22 protein-coding genes are annotated in these 23,744 nt (G+C 42.0%); 11 read left to right on the top strand and 11 right to left on the bottom strand.

From position 1 onward, the window contains the following. Window positions 1–132: 132 nt before the first annotated feature. The 4 genes from ACESMA_RS10740 to ACESMA_RS10725 form a co-directional block, all read right to left on the bottom strand. On the bottom strand, window positions 133–1,485 hold the full coding sequence (locus ACESMA_RS10740; RefSeq protein WP_372948811.1) for a PhoPQ-activated pathogenicity-related family protein: 1,353 nt from the start codon (window positions 1,483–1,485) through the stop codon (window positions 133–135). A 31-nt stretch (window positions 1,486–1,516) separates the two neighbouring features. Next, on the bottom strand, window positions 1,517–2,296 hold the full coding sequence (locus ACESMA_RS10735) for a glutamine amidotransferase (RefSeq protein ID WP_372948810.1): 780 nt from the start codon (window positions 2,294–2,296) through the stop codon (window positions 1,517–1,519). A 248-nt stretch (window positions 2,297–2,544) separates the two neighbouring features. After that, entirely contained in the window at window positions 2,545–3,147 is a 603-nt protein-coding gene (locus ACESMA_RS10730; RefSeq protein ID WP_372948809.1) for an aminotransferase class IV family protein, read from the bottom strand. Continuing rightward, the gene (locus ACESMA_RS10725; RefSeq protein ID WP_372948808.1) at window positions 3,131–4,072 is read right to left on the bottom strand and encodes an aminodeoxychorismate synthase component I; all 942 of its coding nucleotides are present in this window, start codon (window positions 4,070–4,072) and stop codon (window positions 3,131–3,133) included. The genes ACESMA_RS10730 and ACESMA_RS10725 overlap by 17 nt, the downstream gene beginning before the upstream one ends. Window positions 4,073–4,225: 153 nt before the next feature. On the opposite strand from ACESMA_RS10725, the gene ACESMA_RS10720 reads away from it, so the two are divergent. The 6 genes from ACESMA_RS10720 (at window position 4,226) to ACESMA_RS10695 (ending at window position 9,503) form a co-directional block, all read left to right on the top strand. Further along, entirely contained in the window at window positions 4,226–4,435 is a 210-nt protein-coding gene (locus ACESMA_RS10720) for a hypothetical protein (protein WP_372948807.1), read from the top strand. Further along, window positions 4,428–4,703 (top strand): type II toxin-antitoxin system YafQ family toxin, encoded by a 276-nt coding sequence (locus ACESMA_RS10715; RefSeq protein ID WP_372948806.1) that lies wholly within the window; start codon window positions 4,428–4,430, stop codon window positions 4,701–4,703. Before ACESMA_RS10720 ends, ACESMA_RS10715 begins: the two co-directional genes overlap by 8 nt. A 126-nt stretch (window positions 4,704–4,829) precedes the next feature. Further along, a complete protein-coding gene (locus ACESMA_RS10710; RefSeq protein WP_372948805.1) occupies window positions 4,830–5,492 on the top strand; it encodes a YggS family pyridoxal phosphate-dependent enzyme in 663 nt (220 codons plus the stop codon). A 40-nt stretch (window positions 5,493–5,532) separates the two neighbouring features. After that, on the top strand, window positions 5,533–6,525 hold the full coding sequence (locus tag ACESMA_RS10705; RefSeq protein WP_372948804.1) for a dihydroorotate dehydrogenase-like protein: 993 nt from the start codon (window positions 5,533–5,535) through the stop codon (window positions 6,523–6,525). 11 nt (window positions 6,526–6,536) lie between these two features. Continuing rightward, entirely contained in the window at window positions 6,537–9,299 is a 2,763-nt protein-coding gene (locus ACESMA_RS10700; RefSeq protein ID WP_372948803.1) for a PKD domain-containing protein, read from the top strand. A gap of 48 nt (window positions 9,300–9,347) precedes the next feature. Then, a complete protein-coding gene (locus ACESMA_RS10695; protein WP_372948802.1) occupies window positions 9,348–9,503 on the top strand; it encodes a hypothetical protein in 156 nt (51 codons plus the stop codon). Between the two features lie 51 nt (window positions 9,504–9,554). On the opposite strand, the gene ACESMA_RS10690 is transcribed toward ACESMA_RS10695, so the two are convergent. Genes ACESMA_RS10690 through ACESMA_RS10680 form a run of 3 tightly spaced genes read right to left on the bottom strand, consistent with a single transcriptional unit; the run spans window position 9,555 to window position 12,079 of the window. After that, a complete protein-coding gene (locus ACESMA_RS10690; RefSeq protein ID WP_372948801.1) occupies window positions 9,555–10,535 on the bottom strand; it encodes a type IX secretion system membrane protein PorP/SprF in 981 nt (326 codons plus the stop codon). A 37-nt stretch (window positions 10,536–10,572) separates the two neighbouring features. After that, entirely contained in the window at window positions 10,573–11,550 is a 978-nt protein-coding gene (locus ACESMA_RS10685) for a hypothetical protein (protein ID WP_372948800.1), read from the bottom strand. Window positions 11,551–11,572: 22 nt separating this feature from the next. After that, on the bottom strand, window positions 11,573–12,079 hold the full coding sequence (locus ACESMA_RS10680; RefSeq protein ID WP_372948799.1) for a hypothetical protein: 507 nt from the start codon (window positions 12,077–12,079) through the stop codon (window positions 11,573–11,575). A gap of 101 nt (window positions 12,080–12,180) precedes the next feature. On the opposite strand from ACESMA_RS10680, the gene ACESMA_RS10675 reads away from it, so the two are divergent. Further along, window positions 12,181–13,536, top strand: a complete 1,356-nt coding sequence (locus tag ACESMA_RS10675) for an MATE family efflux transporter (protein WP_372948812.1) — start codon at window positions 12,181–12,183, stop codon at window positions 13,534–13,536. 92 nt (window positions 13,537–13,628) lie between these two features. Here ACESMA_RS10675 and ACESMA_RS10670 read toward each other — a convergent pair whose 3' ends face one another. Together ACESMA_RS10670 and ACESMA_RS10665 are read right to left on the bottom strand one after the other, a co-directional pair. Continuing rightward, window positions 13,629–15,191, bottom strand: a complete 1,563-nt coding sequence (locus ACESMA_RS10670) for an AbgT family transporter (RefSeq protein ID WP_372948798.1) — start codon at window positions 15,189–15,191, stop codon at window positions 13,629–13,631. Between the two features lie 51 nt (window positions 15,192–15,242). Then, window positions 15,243–16,988: a dipeptidase gene (locus ACESMA_RS10665; RefSeq protein WP_372948797.1), complete on the bottom strand. Its 1,746-nt coding sequence runs from the start codon at window positions 16,986–16,988 to the stop codon at window positions 15,243–15,245. Window positions 16,989–17,270: 282 nt separating this feature from the next. Between ACESMA_RS10665 and ACESMA_RS10660 the strand changes: the two genes are divergently transcribed. After that, window positions 17,271–17,702 (top strand): OsmC family protein, encoded by a 432-nt coding sequence (locus tag ACESMA_RS10660; RefSeq protein ID WP_372948796.1) that lies wholly within the window; start codon window positions 17,271–17,273, stop codon window positions 17,700–17,702. An 82-nt stretch (window positions 17,703–17,784) separates the two neighbouring features. Here ACESMA_RS10660 and ACESMA_RS10655 read toward each other — a convergent pair whose 3' ends face one another. Beyond that, a complete protein-coding gene (locus ACESMA_RS10655; RefSeq protein WP_372948795.1) occupies window positions 17,785–18,807 on the bottom strand; it encodes a pirin family protein in 1,023 nt (340 codons plus the stop codon). Between the two features lie 43 nt (window positions 18,808–18,850). Continuing rightward, window positions 18,851–21,649 (bottom strand): excinuclease ABC subunit UvrA, encoded by a 2,799-nt coding sequence (uvrA, locus tag ACESMA_RS10650; RefSeq protein WP_372948794.1) that lies wholly within the window; start codon window positions 21,647–21,649, stop codon window positions 18,851–18,853. A 160-nt stretch (window positions 21,650–21,809) separates the two neighbouring features. Here uvrA and ACESMA_RS10645 point away from each other — a divergent pair, with 160 nt between their 5' ends. The 3 genes from ACESMA_RS10645 to ACESMA_RS10635 all read left to right on the top strand — a co-directional run bounded on the left by ACESMA_RS10645 (window position 21,810) and on the right by ACESMA_RS10635 (window position 23,684). Then, window positions 21,810–22,403: an RNA polymerase sigma factor gene (locus ACESMA_RS10645; protein ID WP_372948793.1), complete on the top strand. Its 594-nt coding sequence runs from the start codon at window positions 21,810–21,812 to the stop codon at window positions 22,401–22,403. A 70-nt stretch (window positions 22,404–22,473) separates the two neighbouring features. Beyond that, complete coding sequence (locus ACESMA_RS10640) at window positions 22,474–22,692, top strand: hypothetical protein (protein ID WP_372948792.1); 219 nt, start codon at window positions 22,474–22,476, stop codon at window positions 22,690–22,692. A gap of 143 nt (window positions 22,693–22,835) precedes the next feature. After that, window positions 22,836–23,684, top strand: a complete 849-nt coding sequence (locus tag ACESMA_RS10635; protein ID WP_372948791.1) for an SPFH domain-containing protein — start codon at window positions 22,836–22,838, stop codon at window positions 23,682–23,684. Window positions 23,685–23,744 lie beyond the last annotated feature (60 nt).

The following is a 23,744-nucleotide window of genomic DNA, read 5'->3' as shown; positions in this document are numbered from 1 at the left end:
TTAAATAAAACAACTTTTGTCTCATAGTTTTTAATTATTGGTTATCGTTCTTATTCTATACAATTTACAGATATTTTATCAGAAAAAAGCAAATGAAATTCAAGTTTATAAATTCTATACAATTTCTGAAAATCAGAGTACGTTATCAGGATTTGCAACGAACATCCGGGTACTTTCCGAATAGACATCCCCGTTCGGATCGGGGTAAAGCAAGTCGATGTAAAAAGCACGGAATCCGGATTCGGGATAATTCACTTGAATTGAAATTTGATCTTCCACTTCAGTTTCAACGGCCTGGCTGACGAATTCATTGTCCCTGAAATCGCGGTCTTCTGAATCGCAGGTCCACAAAAAAACACCAGCCAGTTCATCTTTTGAAACATCAACTTTCACAACAATTTCCTGTCCATTTTCTTCGAAACTCCACGAGCATTCGGGATAATCCTTTTTTTGCAGCGTTTCGGCAAAAAACGAACTCAGCGCCTGAATGGCCTGCTTTTTATCACCCAATCCATGACCTGCATTGGGAACATAGTGCAGGTAATTTTCGCCCGGAATTTCATAGATATAATGTTTAATGGCATCGGCAGGCCAGTATTCATCGTTGGTTCCATTGAAAATGAGTTTGGGCATAGTAAGTTTTTCACGGTATGAAAATGGATCGATCATGGTGGTGAGTTCCTGACCATCGGGTGTATTTACGTCCTGCGCAATTCCCAGCTCCACGTAATCCTGAATCTGAATACTGTAATCGCCCCAGGCTTCCACATGGTAGCTGATACTTTTGGGCATGTTCAGCATGTCTATCACCATGGGAGCAATAGCTTCAACCCGTGGGTCGCTGGCACCGGTAAGCCAGGTGGTCCAGCCGCGTTTTGATGCGCCTGAAACCAGAAACCGGTTAATTTTTTGATTCAATGTTGCCTCTGAAAATTCCTGTACGGCATCCATGGCGCGCATGGCGCTTTTTACCATGGGAAACAGCAATGGCCAGGTAAAGTCTTTGTCGTTCCTGTAATTATGAAATGTTAGGGAAATAATTTCATCTTCGGTTAAGTCGCCAAACAGCGGCTGGTTGGGTACCTGAAAAACCACAGCAACAACAGCGCTGTTTTTTTGCGCGATTAATCCCATCATCTGAATTGTGCTGTCGTCAGGTTTTTTCCAGTTAGGCATTTCATCCTTATTGCTGCCGCCGGTAATAAACAAAAGCGCTCCGTCGTAATTTACTTCATCCGGAACTATTACCGCCACCTGATGACGCCAGGTATATTCGCGCCATTTTTGGGAAGTAACCATCAAATTGTAAAGTTTTAAACCGTTTACGGCATGCGAATCGTACAATTCCCAGGCAAAAGAGTTGTCGTTGTTTTCCAGATAAGATTGCAGTGCGGTTTCCGGGGTAACTTCTTTTTGAGTTTGACATGAAACCAGTAGAAAAAAGATTGATAGCAAAAAAAACAAGCGTTTAAAAGTATTATTCATTCGTTTATGTTTTAAAGATTATTTTTGGCTTTTACAAAATTAAATCGAGGCATTTGAGCCAGAATGCGTTGTAATGTTCCCAGTAAACAATATTGCAGCCCCAGTGCGGAGCGGGATCACTCATGTAGGCCAGTACTTTTCCTTTTTCAATTTCGCCGTAAACAAGCAGTGGGTCGTTGGTTTCTTTTATGCGTAGAATGGTATCGAAACCTTCGCGCTCTTTGGTTTGGTTGTAGCCCAGAATGGGAGGCATTTCGTTCAGATTTACTTCTCCAAAGTGTTTTGCCCAATTTGGATCGGCAACCGGATAAAAGCCTTCGGTGCTTTCTACCAGGTCATCGCCTTCAAGGCATTGAACCGGAAGGATTTCTTTCAGTTTGGTACGTCCCCAGCCACCTTTGCCAATTTCGCCGGAGAAAGAAAGCCAGCCGCCCATAAACATGACACTTTTCCCGCTTTTTACCCAGTCGTTGGTTAGCCGGCAGCGGTCGGGTTGGGTTAAAATGCCTTGTCCCATTTTTTCGCGATCGAAAAAATTGGGCGCCAGTTGAAAGTTTTTGGCTTCAATGTCGCTGAAAACCACCACATCGTATTCTTCCAGTATTTTTTCGTATTCGCCCGGCCCCATTTTGTAAAAATCCCAGGCCGGAACTGATTTCACATAATGTTCGTTCGACGACTGAAAAGCCTTCATCAGCCATTCGCCATAGTTGAAAATGTCTATTCCCTTGTATTCGTAATTAAAGGGTGATTCCGCAAATATGGGCCCCATTAAAACAGCCCAATCGCCAACATAATAGATTTTTGCCATAGTGGTTAAAGTTAAATTAAATGCTGTCTTTATCGATTTAAGTATATGTAAATTAATGATCTTAATGTGTTAAAGTTGCCTGGCCAAATACGTTTATTCATAATAGCTGATTTAAATACCTACATAGCTTTATTGTGTTAAATCAAATTTAAGCAGAATGTAGAAATTTTGCTTGTTGAAAATTGGTTATTTTTTATGGAATTTTAACCTGAAAAGAGGAAATTAATTTTTCAATTGTTTGTTTGCGGTTAAAAATTGACAATGTCGGAAATGCTGATTTTGGGCATGTTATCCAAATCCTGCATAGCGTTTATTAAACCGGCTTTTTGATATTTGGCCAAATCGACTGAAGAAATTGGACAAACAGATATTTTTTTTTCATGAATGAGCCTTGCACGTTGGGTGCCTGGCAGTAGTGGCGTGTCGGGCGTCCACCATTTCCGTCCATCGAAAAACACAACGTTGGAAATATAGCTGTCGGTAATGAAACCGTTTTTTACGATGAGGATATCATCGCAGCTCTCGCGCTGTTCAAAAAGCGTATTTAATTTTTCGCGGTTTGTGTATTTAAAACGGTAGTCCAGATCATTGGCTTCAATTAATTTGAGGCTTTTTACAGACCGGTATTGGTGTGGATGGAATTCAACTTTTTCGATTTTTTCACCAAAAATTACCCGGCAACGAAAAAGTCCTTTACGGAATTCATCTGGAATTTGAATAACATTTTCGAGGTTGATTTCATCTTTGCGATGAAACAAAGCCCTCCGGGTCAGGTTAAACCGGGCCTGGTGATAGCGGAGATTAAAGAGTTCCCCGTTTTTGCATTTTATGGTTTCAACCAACTGGTACATATACTTTTTTCAGCATTTCTTCGTATTCGGTTTCGGCTTTGCTCATAAATGTAATTCCGCCACCACTTTTATAAATCAGCTTTCCGTTTTGGTTTTCAATATACCGGATGAGTACGCAACTGTCCAGATTTTTCCCATCGAAAACTCCGAATATTCCGGTGTAAAATCCCCGTTCGTAATTTTCAGCTTCATTAATAATTTCTACGGTTTTCTTTTTGGGCGCACCTGAAATAGAGCCGGCCGGCAACATGGAAAACAAAATATCTCCGATTTTGGAGGGATAATTTTCAGGTAAATCGCCGGTAATTTTTGAACTTACCTGCCACAAATCCTTATTGTTGGTGCGAATTTTTTCGAGGTACCTGAACTTTTCTACCCGCACATTTTCGGCCACCAGACTCAGGTCATTGCGGATCAAATCCACAATGGTGTTGTGTTCGGCCAGCTCTTTCGAATCGGAAAGAATCAACCCTTCGGCGTTTTCTGCCTCGGCATCAATGGTTCCCTTCATGGGAAAAGAACTGATTTGACCGTTTCCAATTTTCACAAAAGGCTCGGGCGAAAAACAGACAAATTTATTCGGAAGCATTATTTTGTAAGACGCACTGCTGATTTGGAAAATTTCTTCGAGCGAAAGGTTGGTTTCCACCTGGGTCGGCTGGGTGAAATTCAGCAAATAGGTATCGCCACTGTGAATATGTTGCTGCACCAAATCGAATCCCTTTTTATATTCAGAAAAAGAAACAGGAAAAGTTTTCCAATCCGTCAATTCTGTTTTTTTTCCTGAAATTTGAACAGAGCTTTTTGCGGGTATTTGCCATTGCAGTTTTTCCTGCGGAGTATCACCAGGAAAAATCAGCGGGTTTTCCATCAGAAAATCAATTAGAAAAACAAAGGATTCGCCCCGGTTTCCAAGGCGGTTCATTTCCAACTGTATTTTTTCTGCATTATTCATCCTGGCGGGCAAAGTTAGAAATTTTTGGATGAGAGAAATTTGGAAAACAAATTTCCAATTTTCAGAATAAAAAGATGCTTTAGATTTTTTGTAAGTTTGTAACAACATTATTGAAAACATTTTATGACAACAGTAATAATAGATACACGTTCGGAAGAAGCAAAAAAAATGGTTGAATTTTTAAAATCCACCCGTTATGCGAGGGTTGTGGAAGAAAATGTCCCCAACGAAGAAACACTGGAAGCGATTCAAGCTGCTGAAGAGGGAGAAGTAAAGTCATATTCTTCAGCCAAAGAATTGATGAGTTCGCTTAAAAAGAAGGCAGGTGTATAAATTAAAAACTACCAACAGGTTTGAAAAAGATTTTGTCAAGTGCGTCCGGCGAAATTATAATCTCAATGCTTTAAACGAGGCACTCGAATTGTTGGAAAATTCAGGGAAACTTCCCAAACAATTTAAAACACATCCTTTGTCAGGAAAATATAAGGGTTTTTGGGAATGTCATATCAGACCAGACTGGTTACTTATTTGGAGGCAAAATGATAAAACAAAAATTATTGAGTTAACTAGGACTGGAACCCACTCAGATTTATTCAGGTAGTTTCTTTGGCTTTCTCAATTAGTTTTTAAGATTTTAAAAGTTCGATTTTCAACTTTCCAAATTTGAATTCAATTTCATTTTCAAATACCGGCAATATTTCTATTTTTGACTGAAAATTGCATTGAAATGGATATTGGAAAGAATATCGCAGAAATAAAACAATCTCTGCCTGATGAAGTGAAACTGGTTGCAGTTTCCAAAAATAAATTGCCCGAAATCATAATGCAGGCTTACAATGCCGGGCATAAAATTTTTGGCGAAAACAAAGCACAGGAGTTGATTCAGAAGTACGAAAAACTTCCAAAAGACATCGAATGGCATTTTATCGGACATTTGCAAACCAACAAGGCCAAATACCTGGCGCCGTTTGTAAGCATGATTCATGGCATCGATTCATTCAAAATTTTAAAAACGGTAAACAAGGAAGCGAAAAAAAATGACCGAATTATTCCCTGTTTGCTACAGTTTCACATTGCACAGGAATCTACCAAATTCGGGCTTTCAGAAGAGGAAGCTCATGAAATTCTGGATTCGGAAGAATATAAAAAAATGAAAAATATTTCCATTGTTGGAGTGATGGGAATGGCTACCTTTACCGAAGATGAAATGCAGGTGCGCAACGAATTCCGCTTCCTGAAAAAAATATTCGACAAACTGAAAAAAGAATATTTCCCACGGAAGAAAGGATTCAGAGAGATTTCAATGGGCATGTCAGACGATTATGCAATTGCTGTGGAAGAGGGAAGTACCATTGTACGTATTGGCAGCAAAATTTTTGGCGCCCGGTAATAATTAAATTGGAGCAATTTTCAACTTTAAACTGAATAAAATGGCAAATTTAGAAACAACATATCTGGGATTAAAACTTAAAAACCCGCTCGTTGCAGCAAGTTCGGGAATTACCAATTCGGCAGAAAAAATTAAAAAACTGGAACAGGCCGGTATTGCAGCCGTAGTTTTGAAATCGGTTTTTGAAGAGCAAATTAACAACGAAGTAACCAGTATGCTTCAGCAGGATTTCCAGAATGTGGGTTACCCGGAAGCCGAAGATTATATTCGAAACTACCTGCGCGACAATACAATAACAAAGCACCTCAAATTAATTGAAGAAACAAAAAAAGCCGTTAATATTCCCGTAATTGCAAGTGTGAATTGTGTTTCGGCCAGCGAGTGGACTACTTTTTCCAAAGATTTTCAGGAAGCCGGCGCAGATGCGCTGGAGCTCAATATTTTCTACGTTCCGGTTGACAGGCACGAAAAAACGGGAGTAATTGAGCAGTTGTATGTTGATGTTTTGGAAAAAGTAAAAAAAGAAGTTTCCATTCCGGTTTCCGTAAAAATAGGATTGTACCACAGCAACATAATTGGCATGGTGGACAAGCTGAAGGCAGGCGGTGCCAAAGGTGTTGTTATGTTTAACCGGTTTTACGAACCCGACATCGATTTGGATAAACTGGAACTCACCTCTTCCGAAATTTTCAGTTCCCCGGTTGAAATTCGCCATACGCTGCGGTGGGTTGGACTGGTTTCTTCAGAAGTTCACGATATTGATATAGCGGCCTCAACCGGCATCCACGACGGAAAATCGGTGGTGAAGCAAATTTTGGCCGGCGCAAAAGTTGCCCAGCTCTGTTCCACATTATATGTAAACGGAAACGATGTAATTCCGGCCATGATTGCTGAAATGGAAACGTTTATGAAAAAATGGAATTTTAAACGTCTGGAAGATTTCAGGGGCCGACTTTCGTATAAAAATATTCCCGACCCCATGGTTTACGAGCGCTCCCAGTTTATGAAATATTTCTCCGGGAGGGGAAAATAACCCGTTTAATTATGCTGCAAAAGCAGTTATTGTTTTTTGTTTTTTGTTTAAACCTGCTCCCGTTTATCGCTTGGTCTCAACCGGCTTATCGTATTGATAATTCAGCTTCCGATACTGTTTTTTATTGTAATGGGCCTGTTCTTGTTACACCTCAGATTACCATTGAAAATATCGATATTAAAAATACTTCAGACGGAATAAAAATTTCCATTGCCAATTACCGGAGAGGAGAAGATTCGTTGTTTTACAACGGAACTGGTATTACTGCAACCTGGGACAATAACTACGGAAATCTGGAATTAAAAGGTATTGCTGAAGCAGAAATTTATGAACAGGCCATCCGGCAGGTTTACTATCAGAATCTTTCGAATAATCCCGCAACTAATCCGCGTTCTTTTTCGATAACACTTTTAGATGCCGATTACCTGCCCTACACTGGCCATTTCTACCGATACATAAGGAAAAGAGGGATTCCATGGACAGAAGCAAGAGATTCTGCAGCCAATATGGATTATTATGGGTTGCAGGGTTACCTTGCCACAATAGTTTCCTCCATTGAAAACGATTTTATCTGGAGTAAAATTGATGGAGTAGGCTGGATTGGCGCCAATGATGCCTCAGTAGAAGGAGTTTGGCGGTGGGTTACAGGGCCGGAGGCGGGTACTCATTTCTGGCAGGGAACCTACCAGAACGGTTATGCTGTGAATGGACGGTACTCGTTTTGGAACAGTGGGGAACCCAATAATGTGAATAAAGATTGGGGAGACGATGAGGATTATGCGCATATTAATGCTGCTCCCGGAAGTGTACCAAAATCATGGAATGATTTACCAAACGAAGGGGATAGAGACGCTCCAAATGGGTATTATTATCCTGAAGGATTTGTGGTTGAATTTGGCGGAATGCCGGGAGATCCTGATGTTCAGCTTTCGGCAGCAGCAATGGTGGCATGGAGCCGGAAACCGGAAATGCAACTACTGGATTTTGATTCGCTGGTTTGTGGCAGTTTCCAGCAACAAATCAACATGAAATTTGATCAGTCAGTTACCACACTGATTCATCCTTTAAGCGGGAATTCCGCAGTTGAGGACGAAACATCGCTTTCGCCCATAGTTCGCGTAAACGATTTTGGGGAATACAGCTTTGAGGTGAGCTATACCAATTCGCACCAATGTAACTGGAAAGACAGCATTTCAATGAAATTTCAGAATCAACCGGTTGCTGATTTTTTCAGTGATGAAGAAAAGTGCAGGGGATACAACCTTGACCTCAGATTTACCGGAAGCAAATCAGACACAGCCAGTTTTTTCTGGTATTCCAACGATACGGTTTTTGCCAGTGGCACCGATTTAACTTCTGTTGAAATTCCGCTGGGGTTTGGTCAGCGAAACCGAACCGTTGGTTTAAAAATTGATGAAAACGGATGCATTGACGAACACTTTGAACCTGTTTCAGTTATTCCCGCTATGAATTTTAGGGTGGAGGAAAACGCTGAAGGCTGCACCCCATTAAATGTAAAGTTTGAAAGTGAAGACGTAGAAGATATTGCCAGTTATTTATGGGATTTTGGCGACAATTTTCAATCAGAAGCTAAAAATCCGAATCATGTTTATGTTAATCCGGGTACTGAAGATAAATTTTTCGATGTGAAACTGAAGGTGGTTTCAGAAGAAGGTTGCGAAAATTCAGGAGTTTTGTACGACACCGTTTTGGTGCACCCCATTCCGTCGCTTGATATGGATTTCTCTGCGGAACATTGTTATTCTGAAAATGAAGAAATCAGGTATGTTGGTTCGGCAAGCTCCGATGATACTTTTTTATGGGATTTATCTGATTTTGAAGCCGGTGAAGTTTTAATAAATCCGGAAAACACTTCGGGACCGATGGGCATTCAGCTTTTAAACCGGCCAACTGCTGAAGTTGGATTGCAGGTTGTTTCTGAATTTGGCTGTAAAACGGACACGCTTTTCAGAACTTTCAAACGGAAGCCGGTTTTTTCAATTCCGGTAGATACAATTGGTGGTTGCCCGCCACTGGAAGCATCCATACAACTAACCACCACCGACTTGGTTGATGCAGTGGATTATTTCTGGGATTTGGGAGACGGAAAAACGACAAATGGCATTTCTGTTTCTCAGGCTTACAGTGAGCCCGGTCAGAATTTCGATGTTTCGGTAGTTGCCGTTTCTTCCCTGACACAGTGTTCAGACACTTTGATTGTTCCGGGGAAAGTTTTTGTTTACCCGGTTCCTGTTGCAGTATTCAAAGCCAATCCACCCGATGTGCTTATCAGCAATCCGGTCATTCAATTTGAAAATCAAAGCCTTGGGGCATCATTTTTTGACTGGGATTTTGATGATGGTAATTATTCAACAGCAGAACAACCTGAAAACCGTTTTGAAAGCATGGGATTGTATAATGTTCGTCTTTCGGTGATAAATGATTTTGGTTGTACCGACACAGCATATACAAATGTTTCGGTTGCATTCGACCGGGTTTTTCCTCCCACCGCATTTTCGCCCAACGCCACCAAAATGGAAGACAGGGAATTTCGGATTTATTCCGAAGGGATAGTTAATGAGGGTTATAAAATGTTAATTTTTAACCGCTGGGGCGAGGTTATTTTTGAATCTGAAACTCAGGAAAAAGGTTGGAACGGCACTATGAAAAACGGCCAAAATGCCCCGTCTGGTGTATATTCATGGGTAATTCAATATTATGATTTCCTGGGGAAAAAACATAATCAACAGGGAACTATTACCCTTATTTTCTGAAATACTATTCAGAACAAAAATCACGTTTTATTCGTAAACAAGGGTGTTATGGATACAACTGTTAGATATAGAAGTGATTATGAAAACTACCCGCCCTACAAGGTGTACTACCGTAAAAGTGTTAAGTACCACTTGTCTCACGAAAAATTCGTGGTTCCCTGGCAATTGGATGAATACAAAAAGGAAAAAGCGAATACAAAATAGTTTTTTTCGATGTGGGGAAGTAGTTGTGAATAAGCCAATTAGCTGTTGACTTTAAATCATCGGGATGAGGAGTTTATCCCGGGGAGGTATTTCTTGTTTCTGCCCCAAATAAAAAATCAGCGAAATTTCATGCGACCCGTAACTGTAATTCGAAAGCTTCGATAATGTAAGGTCGAAACTGTATCCCACCTGAAATTTTTCATGTGCAAAACCTGCCAGCGCAATAATTGCATCTGGCCTCACATCAATATTATTCCGGTACCAGCCGCCAAACAAAAATGATTTTTCAATCATATAAATTCCCAAATTCAACTGCTTAAAACTGCCTTGCTGCTGGTATAAAATATTTGGTGAAAGGGTAAAAATGCGGGAGAGCAAACCATGATGTAACCTGAGAAGCCTGGCTCCGGCATGTAAAGTTGCTTTAACAGGAATTTTTCCTTTTTGGTCTCCCTGAATAACTGATTCATTTGGGCGACTGATGTGATGGGCAGAAGCTCCCCAGAAATATTCACCATGCTGGCCAACAGCGCCAATGGCAAAATCAGGAAACAGTTTTGTTTCATTGGAATAACCGGCCAAAATGTATTCTGAAATTTCTCCGCTTAACTGGTCAATTCCCGAAGGAAAAATGAGGTTGCTGAGGTTGAATTGTTTGAGTGTAAAACCTCCCTGCAAACCCAATGTCATAAAACTTTCGTAACCCAGTTTTATATGGTGGGAGTAAATAACCGAAGCTGTATTGCTGTTTATCACATTGTTCAGTTCCTGGTCGCGCATGGCCTGAAAACCCAGACCGACATTGGAGTTTTTCAGAAGCTGGTCATAAGAAAGTGAATATGTGGTGTAAGTGGCTCCCTTTTGCGGCCATTGGTTACGGTAGTTGAGTGCCATACGCGGAAGTTCGGTGGTGCCGGCAAATGCAGGATTCAGATACAGCGGATTGGCAAAAAACTGTGAAAATCCGGGATCCTGAGCCGGGAGTGTTTTGGAGATGAAACAAAAAAACAAAATCAAAATCCAATGACGCATTCAACACAATTTTTAAAGGCGGGTTAAAGTAACAAAATTAAAATGACCGCGGCGGTGGCGCCCATGGGTTTTTTTTGTTGATGTGGACGTAAGGAATGATTAATCCAATATTTACTTCGCCAAAAAATCCGGATTTTTTATGGGGAATGGAATAGCTGCCTCCGGCGGAAAAATTTAAACGTAAATTATTGAGTTTCCATCCAAACACTCCGCCCATTCCGTGAATGTTGTCGCTGAAATTAGTTTGAGCATAAACACCAAACTGATGGGTGGTTCTTTCCATACGAAATCCAACTCTTGATAAAATGAGGTTTTCGGCATAAATAACCGTGAGTTCGGGGCTGGTATTTACAGGCTGTGAAACCAAACCTTTTCGGGTTCCACTCATTTTTTTTACTGCATGAAAAATCAGATAAAAGGGATTCTGTTCGGTCATTTCTTCCTCGCCATAATTTTGGTAAAATGAATAAAATCCTGACAAGCTAATTTCTGCAGAAACGGAGTTCCATAATAAACCAATTGTGGGTTGAGCCTCCAAGTGCCTTGGAAATTCCTCTCCCGGAGGACTTTGATGTTCCAGACTTTTATCGATGGTGCGATCGATAAAATGCACAAACCACTGTTTGTAAGCAGAGTGAAAACTCAAACCAATCGATGGAATAAGCTGGCCATTTTTACCTTCTTCAAAAGGTTTTGAGAAGTAAAAACCTGCTCCAAGGGTGTTGGTGTTCAATTCTCCGGTCAGTCCCTGCTGAAGCTTGAACGCCAAACCTCCCTCCATTTTTTCTGACCAGGTATCGTAGGTTACTGACCAGGTATTGTTCCAGTCGTTTTCCGGTTGTGCATTAAATTGCAGGCTGCTCCAAAAATGTGTGTTTTTATTGAATCCTGCATACGATGGATTTATAAGCAATTTATTGGACCAGGGAATAAGCCCCTTTTCAACCTGCGAACTGGCTGTTAAGCTAATCCAATGAAAGAGGACAAAGCCTGCTATTTTAAATCCGTATTTCAAAATTGGTTTTCAAATATGAATATTAACGGATTAAAGTAAGGATTTCGTGTAAAAAATATTTTTTCTGCTCATTTGTCTCGATAAGACCTTGCCGGATTTTTTCTGTTGCAATATCTAAAATATCTTGTTCCGGGAAATTCTCCATATTTTCAATTACTGTAAAAGCTTCAAAACCAGTTTCCCAATCTTCGTTAATCACCAAATCTACAAAAACCGGGAGGTAATTTTTAAAATCAAGGCCGTTTTCCCAACAAGCAGCCGCTAACTTTTTCCGAATGGGTAAATATTTCGGATTTTGAATTGCTTCAACCAACACAGGTACAGCATCTTTTATTTTCAAATTATAAAGAATAAAAATGATTTCCTGCTCAATTTCATCTTCAGGATTTGAATTCAATAAATCGAACAGCAAGGGAAGGTAAGCGGTGTTTCCTCTTTCTTTTAGTGTATTTAGTGTTGATATTACTGTTGCCGTGTTGGCCGAAAAAAGGTTTGCTTCAATATTTTTATCCAGCTTTTTCTGTTCCATGAAATCGAAATTTTTTATGCTGCAAAATTAATCAATTTTCAGGGGTTTTTATAACTGGTGCTTAAAACCGATTTTGTCTTAAATAGTTACCTTTGCGAAACATGAAAAATGTGGATGAATTGAGGGATGCCAATATTGGCCGGCTAATGTTTAAATACTTCGTTCCGGCGTTTGTAGGTGTGTTTGTAAATGCACTCTACAATATTGTGGACCGCATATTCATCGGGCAGGGCGTTGGCGCCGAAGCGCTGTCCGGCATTTCAGTAATTTTTCCGGTGATGTTAATTATGATGGGTTTCGGGATGCTCATCGGAATTGGTACCGGTGTGTATGTTTCCATCAATATGGGAAGGAAAAACATGGAGCGGGCCGAACAAACACTTGGAACTGGTTTTGCTTTGATGGTTCTGGTTTCATTTTTAATCATGATTGTTACTTACTGGCTGAAAGAACCCATTTTGCGCTCGTTTGGCTCAACCGAAGAAACCTTTCAGTATGCCAATGATTACCTCAATATTATTTTGGCCGGAACACCTTTTATGTTGATTGGTTTTTCGCTGAACAATGTCATTCGTTCCGAAGGAAATGCCCGCATTGCCATGATGTCGATGATTATAAGCGCAGGTACAAATATTATTCTCGACCCCATTTTTATTTTCTGGCTCGATATGGGAGTAAAAGGCGCTGCTTATGCCACCGTTATTTCCATGTTTGTTTTAATGGTTTGGGTTTTAATTCATTTCAGAGGAGGGCGTTCGGTTATCAAATTAAAAAATAAAAATGTATGCGTTAACTGGGGAATACTGGTGGAAATTGTTGCCATAGGAATGGCTCCGTTTACCATGCAAATTGCCAACAGTTTTGTGCAAGGGTTGCTCAACAAAAAGCTGATTGTTTTTGGCGGCGATTTGGCTGTTGGTGCTATGGGAATTGTAAATTCGGTGGTTTCGCTGGTCATCATGGCCATTGTAGCCATCAACATGGCGTCGCAGCCGATTATCGGGTTTAATTATGGTGCGAAATCGGTTCCGCGAGTGAAGGAGGCATTACGTCTTTCTTTGATTGCCGCCACCATTATTGCAGTGGCGTCCTTCACATTTATTGAAGCCATTCCGGGTGTTATTGTGCGGCTGTTTAATACAGACAGTCTGGAACTGTATTCCATTTCTGTTCACGGACTGCGGTTGGTTATCCTGGCTTTGCCGTTGGTTGGATTCCAGGTGGTGGCATCACACTTTTTTCAAGCCATTGGCAAAGCGAAAATTGCCATGTTTGCCACGCTGTTCCGCCAGGTTATCGGACTCATCCCGTTACTTTTTATTTTACCTGAATTTTGGGGAATTACCGGCATCTGGCTGGCCTACCCGTTTGCCGATTCCATGTCGGCCCTTGCAGTCACATTCTTTTTGGTGAAAGAATGGAGAAGGTTGCCGGAGATGGCAAATGAGAAAAGCTGAAGACCTGGGTGCAGCGGGTGCGGTGGTTTTTAACCGCCGGGTAAAGAAATGCGTACTTTCAAAAATGCACGGTTTGTAACCTGCTTCACCCGCTACCCAATATATAAAGGCCCGTCAGGTCCCAGCGGAATACCCAGCATCATCCAAACCACAAGCAGGGCAATCCAGGCAATTCCCAGAATCAGGGTATATGGAAGCATTGTGGAAATAATGGTTCCAATTCCGTAGCGTTTATCGTATTTTTCGGCGAAGGTTACAATCAAAGCAAAATAGCTCATCATGGGGGTGATCAGGTTGGTAAGGGAATCGCCTATGCGGAATGCTGCCTGGGTAAGTCCCGGGTGATAGGGCGGGTCAATGAGCATGAGCATGGGAATAAACACCGGCGCCATAATGGCCCACTTGGCCGAAGCGCTCCCCATAAACATGTTGATGAATGCTGATAAAATGACAAAACCCACAATCAGCGGAATGCCGGTTAATCCAACACTTTGAAGGGTATTGGCTCCCTTTATGGCAAAAATGATTCCCAGGTTGCTGTAATTGAAAAAATAGACAAATTGGGCGGCAAAAAATACCAGCACAATGTATCCGCCCATCGTACTCATGGATTTTCCGATATGGTGAGCCACATCTTTGTCGTTGCGGATGGTACCCACGGTAATTCCGTAGGCCAGGGCAGGGAAAAAGAACATCAGCAAAATACCGATGATAATTCCCCGGAAAAAAGGGGAATGCAAAACTGAACCGCTTTCAGGATCTCTGAACAGGCCATTTTCAGGAATGACAGTCAGGGCCAATAACGCAAGTGTTGCCAGTAAAGCCCAACCTGCATAACGCAATCCTTTTTTCTCTTTTATTGTCAGTTGTTCAATGGGCATCCGTTCGGCAGGACCTTTATATGGCCCAAGTCGCGGTTCCACAATTTTTTCGGTAACCCAGGTGCCGGCAATCAGTACTACAAAACTAGAGGCAATCATAAAATAGTAGTTCACTGCCGGATTCACTACCATATCAGGAATAATCATTTGTGCAGCCGACTCCGAAATTCCGGCCAGAATCGGGTCGATGGAGCCGATAAAAAAGTTGGCGCCAAAACCGCCGCTTACACCGGTAAATGCTGCTGCAAGCCCTGCCATAGGGTGCCTCCCCAACGCATGAAAAATCATGGCGCCCAGCGGAATCAGAATAACATAACCGGCTTCCACCGCCAGGCCGGAGATAACACCGGCCAATACGATAGCAGCGGTTACCAGCCGTTTGGGAGCGCCCAGTACCAGTGCCCGAATCATGGTTGAGAAAAGGCCGGAACCTTCGGCTGCACCAATTCCCACCATTACCACCAGCACGTATCCCAGTGGCGGAAATCTCAGGAAGTTTTGCAGGATGTTTTCATACATCCACCGGAGACCTTCACCACTCAGTAAACTTTTAGAGTAGATGAACTGCCCGTCAACCGGATGTTGGGCAGTTGTACCCGCCAGGTGGGCAATCCACGAAATAAGTACCACCAGCAACGCCAATCCTGCAAAAAGCGTGGCCGGATGTGGGAGTTTGTTTCCCACAATTTCCACATAATCGAGCATTCTCAAAAAGAAAGGCCGTTTGGCGCTGTTTTCAGGTTCTGATTTAGTTTTCGCTTTATTTTGCTTCATATTTTTTTTACTGTCTCATTTTATTACGCTCTTTCTCTATCAGTTCTCTTTTTATTCTGATTTGGGATATACAAACCGGTCGCCGGTATCCCTGATGACTTCTTCTTTCCATTTATCAGAATACCCGGGAAAGGAGGGAGGCTGCGGATATCCCCACGGATTGCGCAGAAATCTGCCGTTTTCTTCCTGCTTGCGGTTACCGTCCAGGTATTTCACAAGCAGAAATTCACCCAGCTCTTTCCATCGTTTTACGGTGTAATTGCCCATATTCACTGAGTAATCGGTCAAAAATTCCCGGGCCAGTTTCGGGTCTGTTTCCCAGAGTTTCAGTGCTGCGGCATCAACTCCCGGAGTGTATTGGGCAAATTTTGTTTCCAGTTCGCTTTGAGTTTTCCGCACATCGGGCATAATACGATTGTAAAACAGGTAGGCAAAATGCGCCACACGGTTAAAAACCCAAAAGGCAGCATCGTCTTTGTAATCCAGAATGTCGCCGTATCCTTCGGCCCAGGTTTCGGGCACGCGGTTAATTCCGCAGTAAAATGGCACGTAAACAGTTGTTCCGGCATCGTCAACCCCAAACCAGTTGATACCGCCAATGGGGTCGGGCAGCCAGTTTCGCATTTGCGCGATAAACGAAAACCCGGTTTGCTGGGTAACTGTGGTACGTTCGTTAAAATATTCCTGTCCGTCGTATTCCCAGGTGAGGCCTCGCCAGCGGTAAGGCAATCCAAACGGTCCGGCGCCTGCATCTTTCGACATGTCCAGTTCGGTTCCCTGCAAATAGTCGCGTTTAAAATTCATCAAATCCTGCGGTGTAAGTTTCCGGTTGGGTTTGATGAACAGCGGCATCCGTTCACTATCCAGGTCTTCTCCTGTTGCATATTTCCAAAATTCGTCCATTTCGTTAGAAACCTGGCGGAACATACTCCAAACGCGCAATTCGCAAAACCGGGCAGCACCAAAATCGAGCGGGGCATACACATCGCTAAAACTGAATTCAGCATCTTCTCCTTCAAAATAACCTTTTCCCTTTGCAAAGGAAATCACGTCGTGTGAATAAACCACATCCACGCTGGAGTCGAAAATTTTGTCCAGATTTTTGCTGCTGATACTTTGTTTTCCATCTTCTTTCGGGAAAGTGGTAATGCGGGCATGGTTGGCATGTGCAGAAACATATCCGTCGGGAATACGAATGGCTACCCAAACGGCCCCTTTATTTTTATTGAAAGGTTCGCCAGTTTGGGGATCCGTTTGCAAATCGGTTCCTTTGCCAATCAGTTCCATAATCCACACTTCGTTGGGGTCGCCAATAGAAAAGGATTCGCCAGAGCTGGCATAACCGTATTCTTCCATCAGTTCGGCAATTACTTTAATGGCTTCGCGGGCGGTTTTTGCGCGCTGGGTAGCCAGAAACATCAGTGCTGCGTAATCCATCAAACCGGTGGTGTCCACCAGTTCGCTGCGGCCCCCAAAAGTTGATTCACCAATGGCTACCTGGTGTTCGTTCATAAAACCAACCGTTTGGTAAGTATAAGGAGCCTGTGGAATTTGTCCCAGTGGTTCAGCAGTGCTGCGGTCGTAAATGGTAACCATGCTTCCTTCGGGCCAGTGAGTGGCCGGACTGAAATAAAGTTCGCCGTACCGAATGTGGGAATCGGCAGCATAAGAAATCATTGTGGAGCCGTCTGCCGAAGCGCCTTTGGTTACCAGGAAATTGGTACAGGCGTTTGCCGGTGAAATATAAATTCCGAAAAGAAAAACCAGAATCAGGCCAATGCGAATGTATGTTTTCATAATGATGAGTTTTTCGTGAAGGTATGACTTGCAGTCATGCATTCACTTTTTTGTTTTTGCCAAGCATTTAATTCTTTAATGTCTGAATTTCAAAAAATTCAGGTAAAAAAATGTCCCGGAAAACGGGACAGGCGCAAAAATAATTAAAATGGGGAAACGGACAAAAATGGATAATTTTTATATATCAAATGAAGAGATTATGACAAGCACGACAAAAGTCATTGTTTACAGATTGGTTATTTGTAACATTTGTTCTTTATTTTAAATATAAAATTTAATTGTATGGCAATTTCAACAATAAAAACAGAATCAGTAATGGGAGCAGGATTTGTAACAAAAGTCAATTGTTCCAATCCGTTTATAATAGATCAGCCAAAAGGAATGGGAGGGACCGATGAAGGTCCGAATCCTTTGGAGGTTTTTTTAGCAAGTTTGGGCGGGTGCATTTGCGCAATTGGAAGAATAATAGCTAACCAGCGCAAGATTGAATTGCGTGGTATTGAGGCAATAGTTGAGGGTGATATTGATAAAGATTTTCTTTTGGGAAAAACCACTGAAGGCCGGTCCGGTTTTACTGAAATCAGGTCATTTGTTCAAATTGATGCCGAAATGAGTAAAGTGGAAAAAGAGGAGTTTCTGAAAGAAATTGCATCGCGATGTCCTATTGCCGATAATATGACTCAAACAACTGTTTTAAAGCCAACTGTGGTTTAAGAAATGAACAGAAGTTACTGAAGTAAAATGCGAATTGCTGCCCGAAAAAGCAGCAATTCCCATTTTATACAAATTATTTTGATTAAACGTCTGGATTTTCCTCCTTGCCATTGGAGTATTTGGCAAACCGGCCCTTTTCACGCACGTGAACATTATCGTAATGTTCCCATGGCCAGCCACCGAACTGTGTTTTGCGGTAATCGGCAAATGCCTGGTGAATTTCAGCGGCTGTATTCATAACAAACGGTCCATGCTGTACCACTGGTTCATCAATGGGTGCCCCTTGCAACAGCAGCAAAAAGGCATCTTCATTTCCGTTTTCGATGATGATTTCCTGGTCGGCCAGCATTTCCAGCGAATTGTATGATTCAATCGGCATGCCTGCAACTTTAATTTCTGTTCCACGGTAAAAATAGAGGGTGCGGTTCACCTCAAGAGAAGCAGACGGAACGGTCCATTTCGCCCCGGCTTCCATTTTAATAAGCCAGATTCCCACTTCGTTCTTCGGATCGTGGGCCCACGAATCGGGCGCAGGATGAGGCGCAACTGCTTCATCAATTTGTCCTGCAATAATGGTAACTTCAATTTGTTTTCCGTTGCTGTCCTTCTGGGTCAGAACAGGAATATCTTCGGCCCAAAGCATGGTGTAAAATGGCTCGGCAAATTTTTTGGTGCTGGGCAGGTTCAGCCAAATCTGAAAAAGTTCCAGTGGATTTTCTTCCTCCTTTTTCAGCAGTGGAAACATTTCGGCATGTTGCAGACCCGCTCCCGCAGTCATCCATTGTACATCGCCGTTTCCGTACCTTCCTGCTGCTCCGTGCGAATCGGAGTGGTCCACAAAACCTTTAAGCACAATTGTAACGGTTTCAAATCCACGGTGTGGGTGAGCCGGAAAACCCGGAATGGTTTCGCCGTGGTACATTCGCCAACCATCTTTTGTGGTGAAATCCTGCCCAAGATTCCGACCTGCAAGCGACGCTGCCGGTCCCATCTGGTCGTTTCCTTTGGGGTAATTATCCAAATGATGGACACAAAACAAGAACGGGTCGCTGGTTTCCCACATGAATCCCAGCGGTTTGATATTTCTGATTAATTTGTTGTACATGGTTCACTATTTTTTAGTGTTTATGGTTTTCGGAGAAAAAAGGTTACAGTTTTTCTTTGAGGGCAGCACCAGTGTAAGACTTTTTTTGCTTCACCAATTCTTCGGGTGTGCCGGCAAACACCAGTTCACCGCCTTTATCTCCGCCTTCGGGGCCCAAATCGATAACCCAGTCGGCAGACTTGATGATTTCCAGATTGTGCTCGATAATAATAATAGAATGACCGCGTGAAATGAGTGCATTGAAAGAATCGAGCAGTTTTTTGATGTCGTGAAAATGGAGGCCGGTTGTGGGTTCATCGAAAATGAAAAGGGTAGGGGAATCTTTTTCCTGAGCCAGAAACGAAGCCAGTTTTACACGCTGACTTTCGCCGCCTGAAAGTGTACTCGACGACTGCCCCAGTTTAATGTAGCCCAATCCCACATCCTGTAATGGACGTAGTCGTTTTACAATTTTCTTTTCGGTGGACGTTTTTCCTGCCGAAAACAATTCCATTGCTTCGTTTACCGTCAGGTTCAGAATATCATCAATGTTTTTTTCTTTGTAGTGCACATCCAGAATATCCTCCTTGAAACGTTTTCCGCCGCAGCTTTCGCAAACCAGATAAACATCGGCCAGAAACTGCATTTCCACTTTTATGGTTCCTTCGCCCTGGCACTCGTCGCAGCGACCGCCATCCACGTTAAACGAAAAATGCGACGGTTTCAGTCCCTGAATTTTTGAGGCCTGCTGCTCGGAATACAATTTCCGGATTTCGTCATAAGCTTTTAAATAGGTCACTGGGTTCGAACGCGACGATTTTCCAATGGGATTCTGGTCGATAAATTCAATAGCTGAAATCATTTTGAAATCGCCTTTAACCGCATCGTGATGGCCGGTGCGCTCGCCGTAACCGCCCATTATTTTGGTAAGCGCCGGGAACAGGATTTTGGATACCAGCGACGATTTGCCCGAACCGCTTACTCCGGTTACCACAGTAATTGTATTCAGCGGAAATTTTACACTCAGGTTTTTCAGGTTATTTTCACGTGCGCCGAGTATTTCGATGAAATTGCTCCATTTGCGTCGTTGTTGGGGAACTTCAATTTTTTCAATTCCGGTGAGGTATTTTGTGGTGAGGCTTTCCGGGTTTTTTTCCAGTTCTTCGTGCGTTCCCTGAAAAACCACCTCTCCGCCATGTTGTCCTGCCAGCGGTCCGATGTCGATAACCTGGTCGGCGGCACGGATGATCTCCTCATCGTGTTCCACCACAAAAACCGTATTGCCGATTTTCTGCAATCTTCTTAAAACTTTAATGAGCCGCTGCGTATCGCGCGAGTGCAGGCCAATGCTGGGTTCATCCAGAATATAAAGCGAACCTACCAGACTGCTGCCCAACGATGTGGCCAGGTTTATCCGCTGTGATTCACCTCCCGAAAGGGAAGAAGAAAGCCGGTTTAACGTGAGATAACCCAATCCGACATCACACAGGAAAATCAGCCGGTTTCTTATTTCGATTAGAATGCGTTTGGCAATTGCTTGATCATGGTCACTCAATTGTAGTCCTTCAAAAAAAGTTTTCAATTCTGAAACCGGCATCAAAACCAGTTCCTGAATAGATTTGCCAGCCACTTTCACATAACCGGCCTCTTTTTTTAATCGCGAACCTTTACAATCCGGGCAGGTAGTTTTTCCCCGGTAGCGCGAAAGCATAACCCGGTACTGGATTTTGTAGCTTTTTTCTTCCAGGTATTTAAAAAATTGGTTCAGCCCTTTAAAATGCCGATTGCCGGTCCAAAGCAACTGCTTTTGTTCGTCCGAAAGCTCATAAAAAGGTTTGTGAATGGGAAATCCAAACTGGTCGGCAGAATAGATGAGCTGGTCCTTCCATTTGCTCATTTTTTCGCCCCGCCAGCACACAATGGCATCCTGGTAAATGGAAAGCGATTTGTTGGGAATGACTAAATCTTCGTCAATACCGATTACCTTCCCGTAACCTTCGCAGGCCGGACAGGCTCCCACCGGATTGTTGAAACTGAAAGTATGAACAGTTGGCTCTTCAAATTCAATTCCATCGGCTTCAAACCGGTTGGAAAATTTTTGCACAATGGTTTCTTTGTCTTTATAAATTTTTATAACACATTCTCCGTGGCCTTCAAAAAAAGCAGTTTGCACCGAGTCGGCCATACGGCTTTGGGTATCTTCATCAGGTTGAACGGCCACACGGTCTATAATTACATGGCAATCCCCGTTACAGAAGTTTTTTTCTCCCGCTTCCAGCAACTCGTCAATTCGTTTTATTTCGTTATTCTGTTCGAGCCTTGAAAACCCCTGCTGCATCAGCAATTCGGCTTCCTGTAAAAGCGAACGTCCGTTTTTAGGTTTTAAGGGGGAAAGAATCATTGATTTTGTGTTTTCAGGAAAGGAAAGCAGAAAATCCACCACATCAGTAACCGTATTCCGGGCCACTTCCTTTCCCGATACCGGAGAAATGGTTTTTCCAATTCGTGCAAAAAGCAATTTCAGATAGTCGTAAATTTCAGTTGAAGTACCAACCGTTGACCTCGGATTGCGCGTATTTACCTTTTGTTCTATGGCAATAGCCGGTGGAATTCCTTTAATAAAATCCACTTCAGGCTTGTTTATACGCCCTAAAAACTGCCTGGCATACGAAGAAAGACTTTCTACATACCTTCGCTGACCTTCGGCAAAAAGGGTGTCAAAAGCCAGTGAGGACTTCCCTGAACCGGATACTCCGGTAACTACAATGAATTGATTCAGAGGTATTTTTAAGCTGATATTTTTCAGGTTGTGAACCCTTGCGTGCTGTATTTCGATAAACTTTTCTGCTTTATTTTGAGGCATGGCCTAAATGGAATTCGTATAAATTTGTTAAAAAAACTTGTTTATTTCGGTAAAATGTTTCATTTTTACCCCTGCAAAATTAAATAAATAGTTTTACTTCACTTTAAAATAGTCGCCTATCGGAAAAATTTACTTTTTGTTTACAATTAAATAGAAGGTAATGTTCAGGACAAATGCACTGAACGACAATGAGCTCGTTCAACGTTTTATAGAAGGCGATCAAAATTCACTGGAAATTTTAATTCATCGTCACAAAAGCAGGGTATATTCATACATTTTGCTGATTGTAAAAAATCAGGAACTGGCAGAAGATATCTTTCAGGAGACATTTATTAAGGTTATTCGCTCCCTTAAAAGAGGGAAATATGTTGAAAACGGGAAGTTTGTTTCCTGGGTTTTGCGAATTTCCCATAACCTGATAATCGACCATTTCAGGAAGGAAAAACTTCAGGGCACTGTCTCCAACGATAGCCTGGAAGTGGATATTTTTAATTCGCAGAAATTTTCTGATTTTACCATTGAAGATGAGATGGTAAATAACCAGATTTTAAGTGAAGTGAAAGAACTCATTAAAGAACTTCCTGAAGATCAGCAGCAGGTTATTTACATGCGCCATTATATGGGGCTAAGTTTTAAGGAAATTGCAGAACAGACTGATGTGAGCATTAATACAGCATTGGGCCGGATGCGTTACGCTTTAATCAACCTGCGGAAGCTCATAAAAGAGAAAAAACTGGAACTCACACGTATTTAACTTTCGTTAACACAATAACAATAAGGTTCAGGGCGTTCTTTTGTAAATAAATTATTTAAGAATGCCTATGATGAAAAATTCTACCTTATTTATTGTAAAAAAGTTTAATTACAGTTCAGTTGATGTTTCGGAGCTTTCCGGAAACAAAACTGGTAAAAGTTCTGAAGAAATGAAAAGTGCAGGTCATAATCCTTCTGCACAAACAATCCGAAAAATTTTGGATTTTGCCCGTGCGTACAATGTTGTGGAAACAAAAACAACAGGGCATACTGAAATGATTTTAAATTAACGTAGTTTCAATGCAAAAATAGAGGCGTCTGAAGAGGCGCCTTTTTTTGTGCCAATATTTTTTTTGAAACAGTTTTGCAATTCAAAAATTTTCCATAGATTTGTGATATTATTTTAATATCAATCTAATATAAAATTAATGCCATGGAAAAAGATTATAAAGGATTATCGGGGTACCTGTTTGTTTTTATCGAATTAATTCTTCTGGTACTCATCATTTTTGGTTTTATGCGCGGAATGGTTATTCCTTCTGTTGTTTTAACCGCTTTGTTTTTTCTGATTGCTCCGGGATTTACAGTGGTCGATCCAAACCAAAGTTGTGTGATGGTGCTTTTTGGCGCTTACAAGGGAACCATTAAAACCAACGGATTTTACTGGGTGAATCCGTTTTTTGTGCGGAAAAAGATTTCGCTGCGCGCACGGAACTTCGACAGCGACCCAATCAAGGTGAACGACAAGCTTGGAAACCCGATTATGATTGGGGTTGTGTTGGTTTGGAAAGTGGAAAATACATATAAAGCAGCTTTCGGAGTTGATGAATATGAACATTTTGTGGTGGTTCAAAGTGAAGCTGCTTTGCGTAAACTGGCCGGGATGTATCCGTACGATAATTTTGAAGATGAAGAAGCTGAACTTACCCTCAGGGAAAGTACCGAAGAAGTTAATGACAAACTGGAAGCTGAAATTAAAGAACGCCTTGATATTGCAGGTATTTATGTAATTGAAGCGCGTATTAACTACATTGCCTACGCGCAGGAAATTGCCCAGGCCATGCTGAAACGCCAGCAGGCAACCGCCATTGTTGCTGCCCGGTTTAAAATTGTGGAAGGTGCTGTAAGTATGGTGGAAATGGCGCTCGACGAACTGAGCAAAAAACAAATTGTGGATTTGGATGAAGATAAAAAGGCCACTATGGTAAGCAACCTTATGGTAGTTTTGTGTGGCGATAAGGATGTTACACCTGTTGTGAATACAGGTACACTTTATCAGTAACTTGAATCTTCAGTCATCGGAAGACTGTTTGAGAATTTGAAGTAGTTCTCCGATTGTTAA

Origin of the sequence: Mariniphaga sp. (assembly GCF_041687215.1) — a bacterium.
Classification (GTDB): domain Bacteria; phylum Bacteroidota; class Bacteroidia; order Bacteroidales; family Prolixibacteraceae; genus Mariniphaga.
Note: the sequence above shows the minus strand (reverse complement) of the source record. Positions and strands in the feature narration are given on the sequence as shown.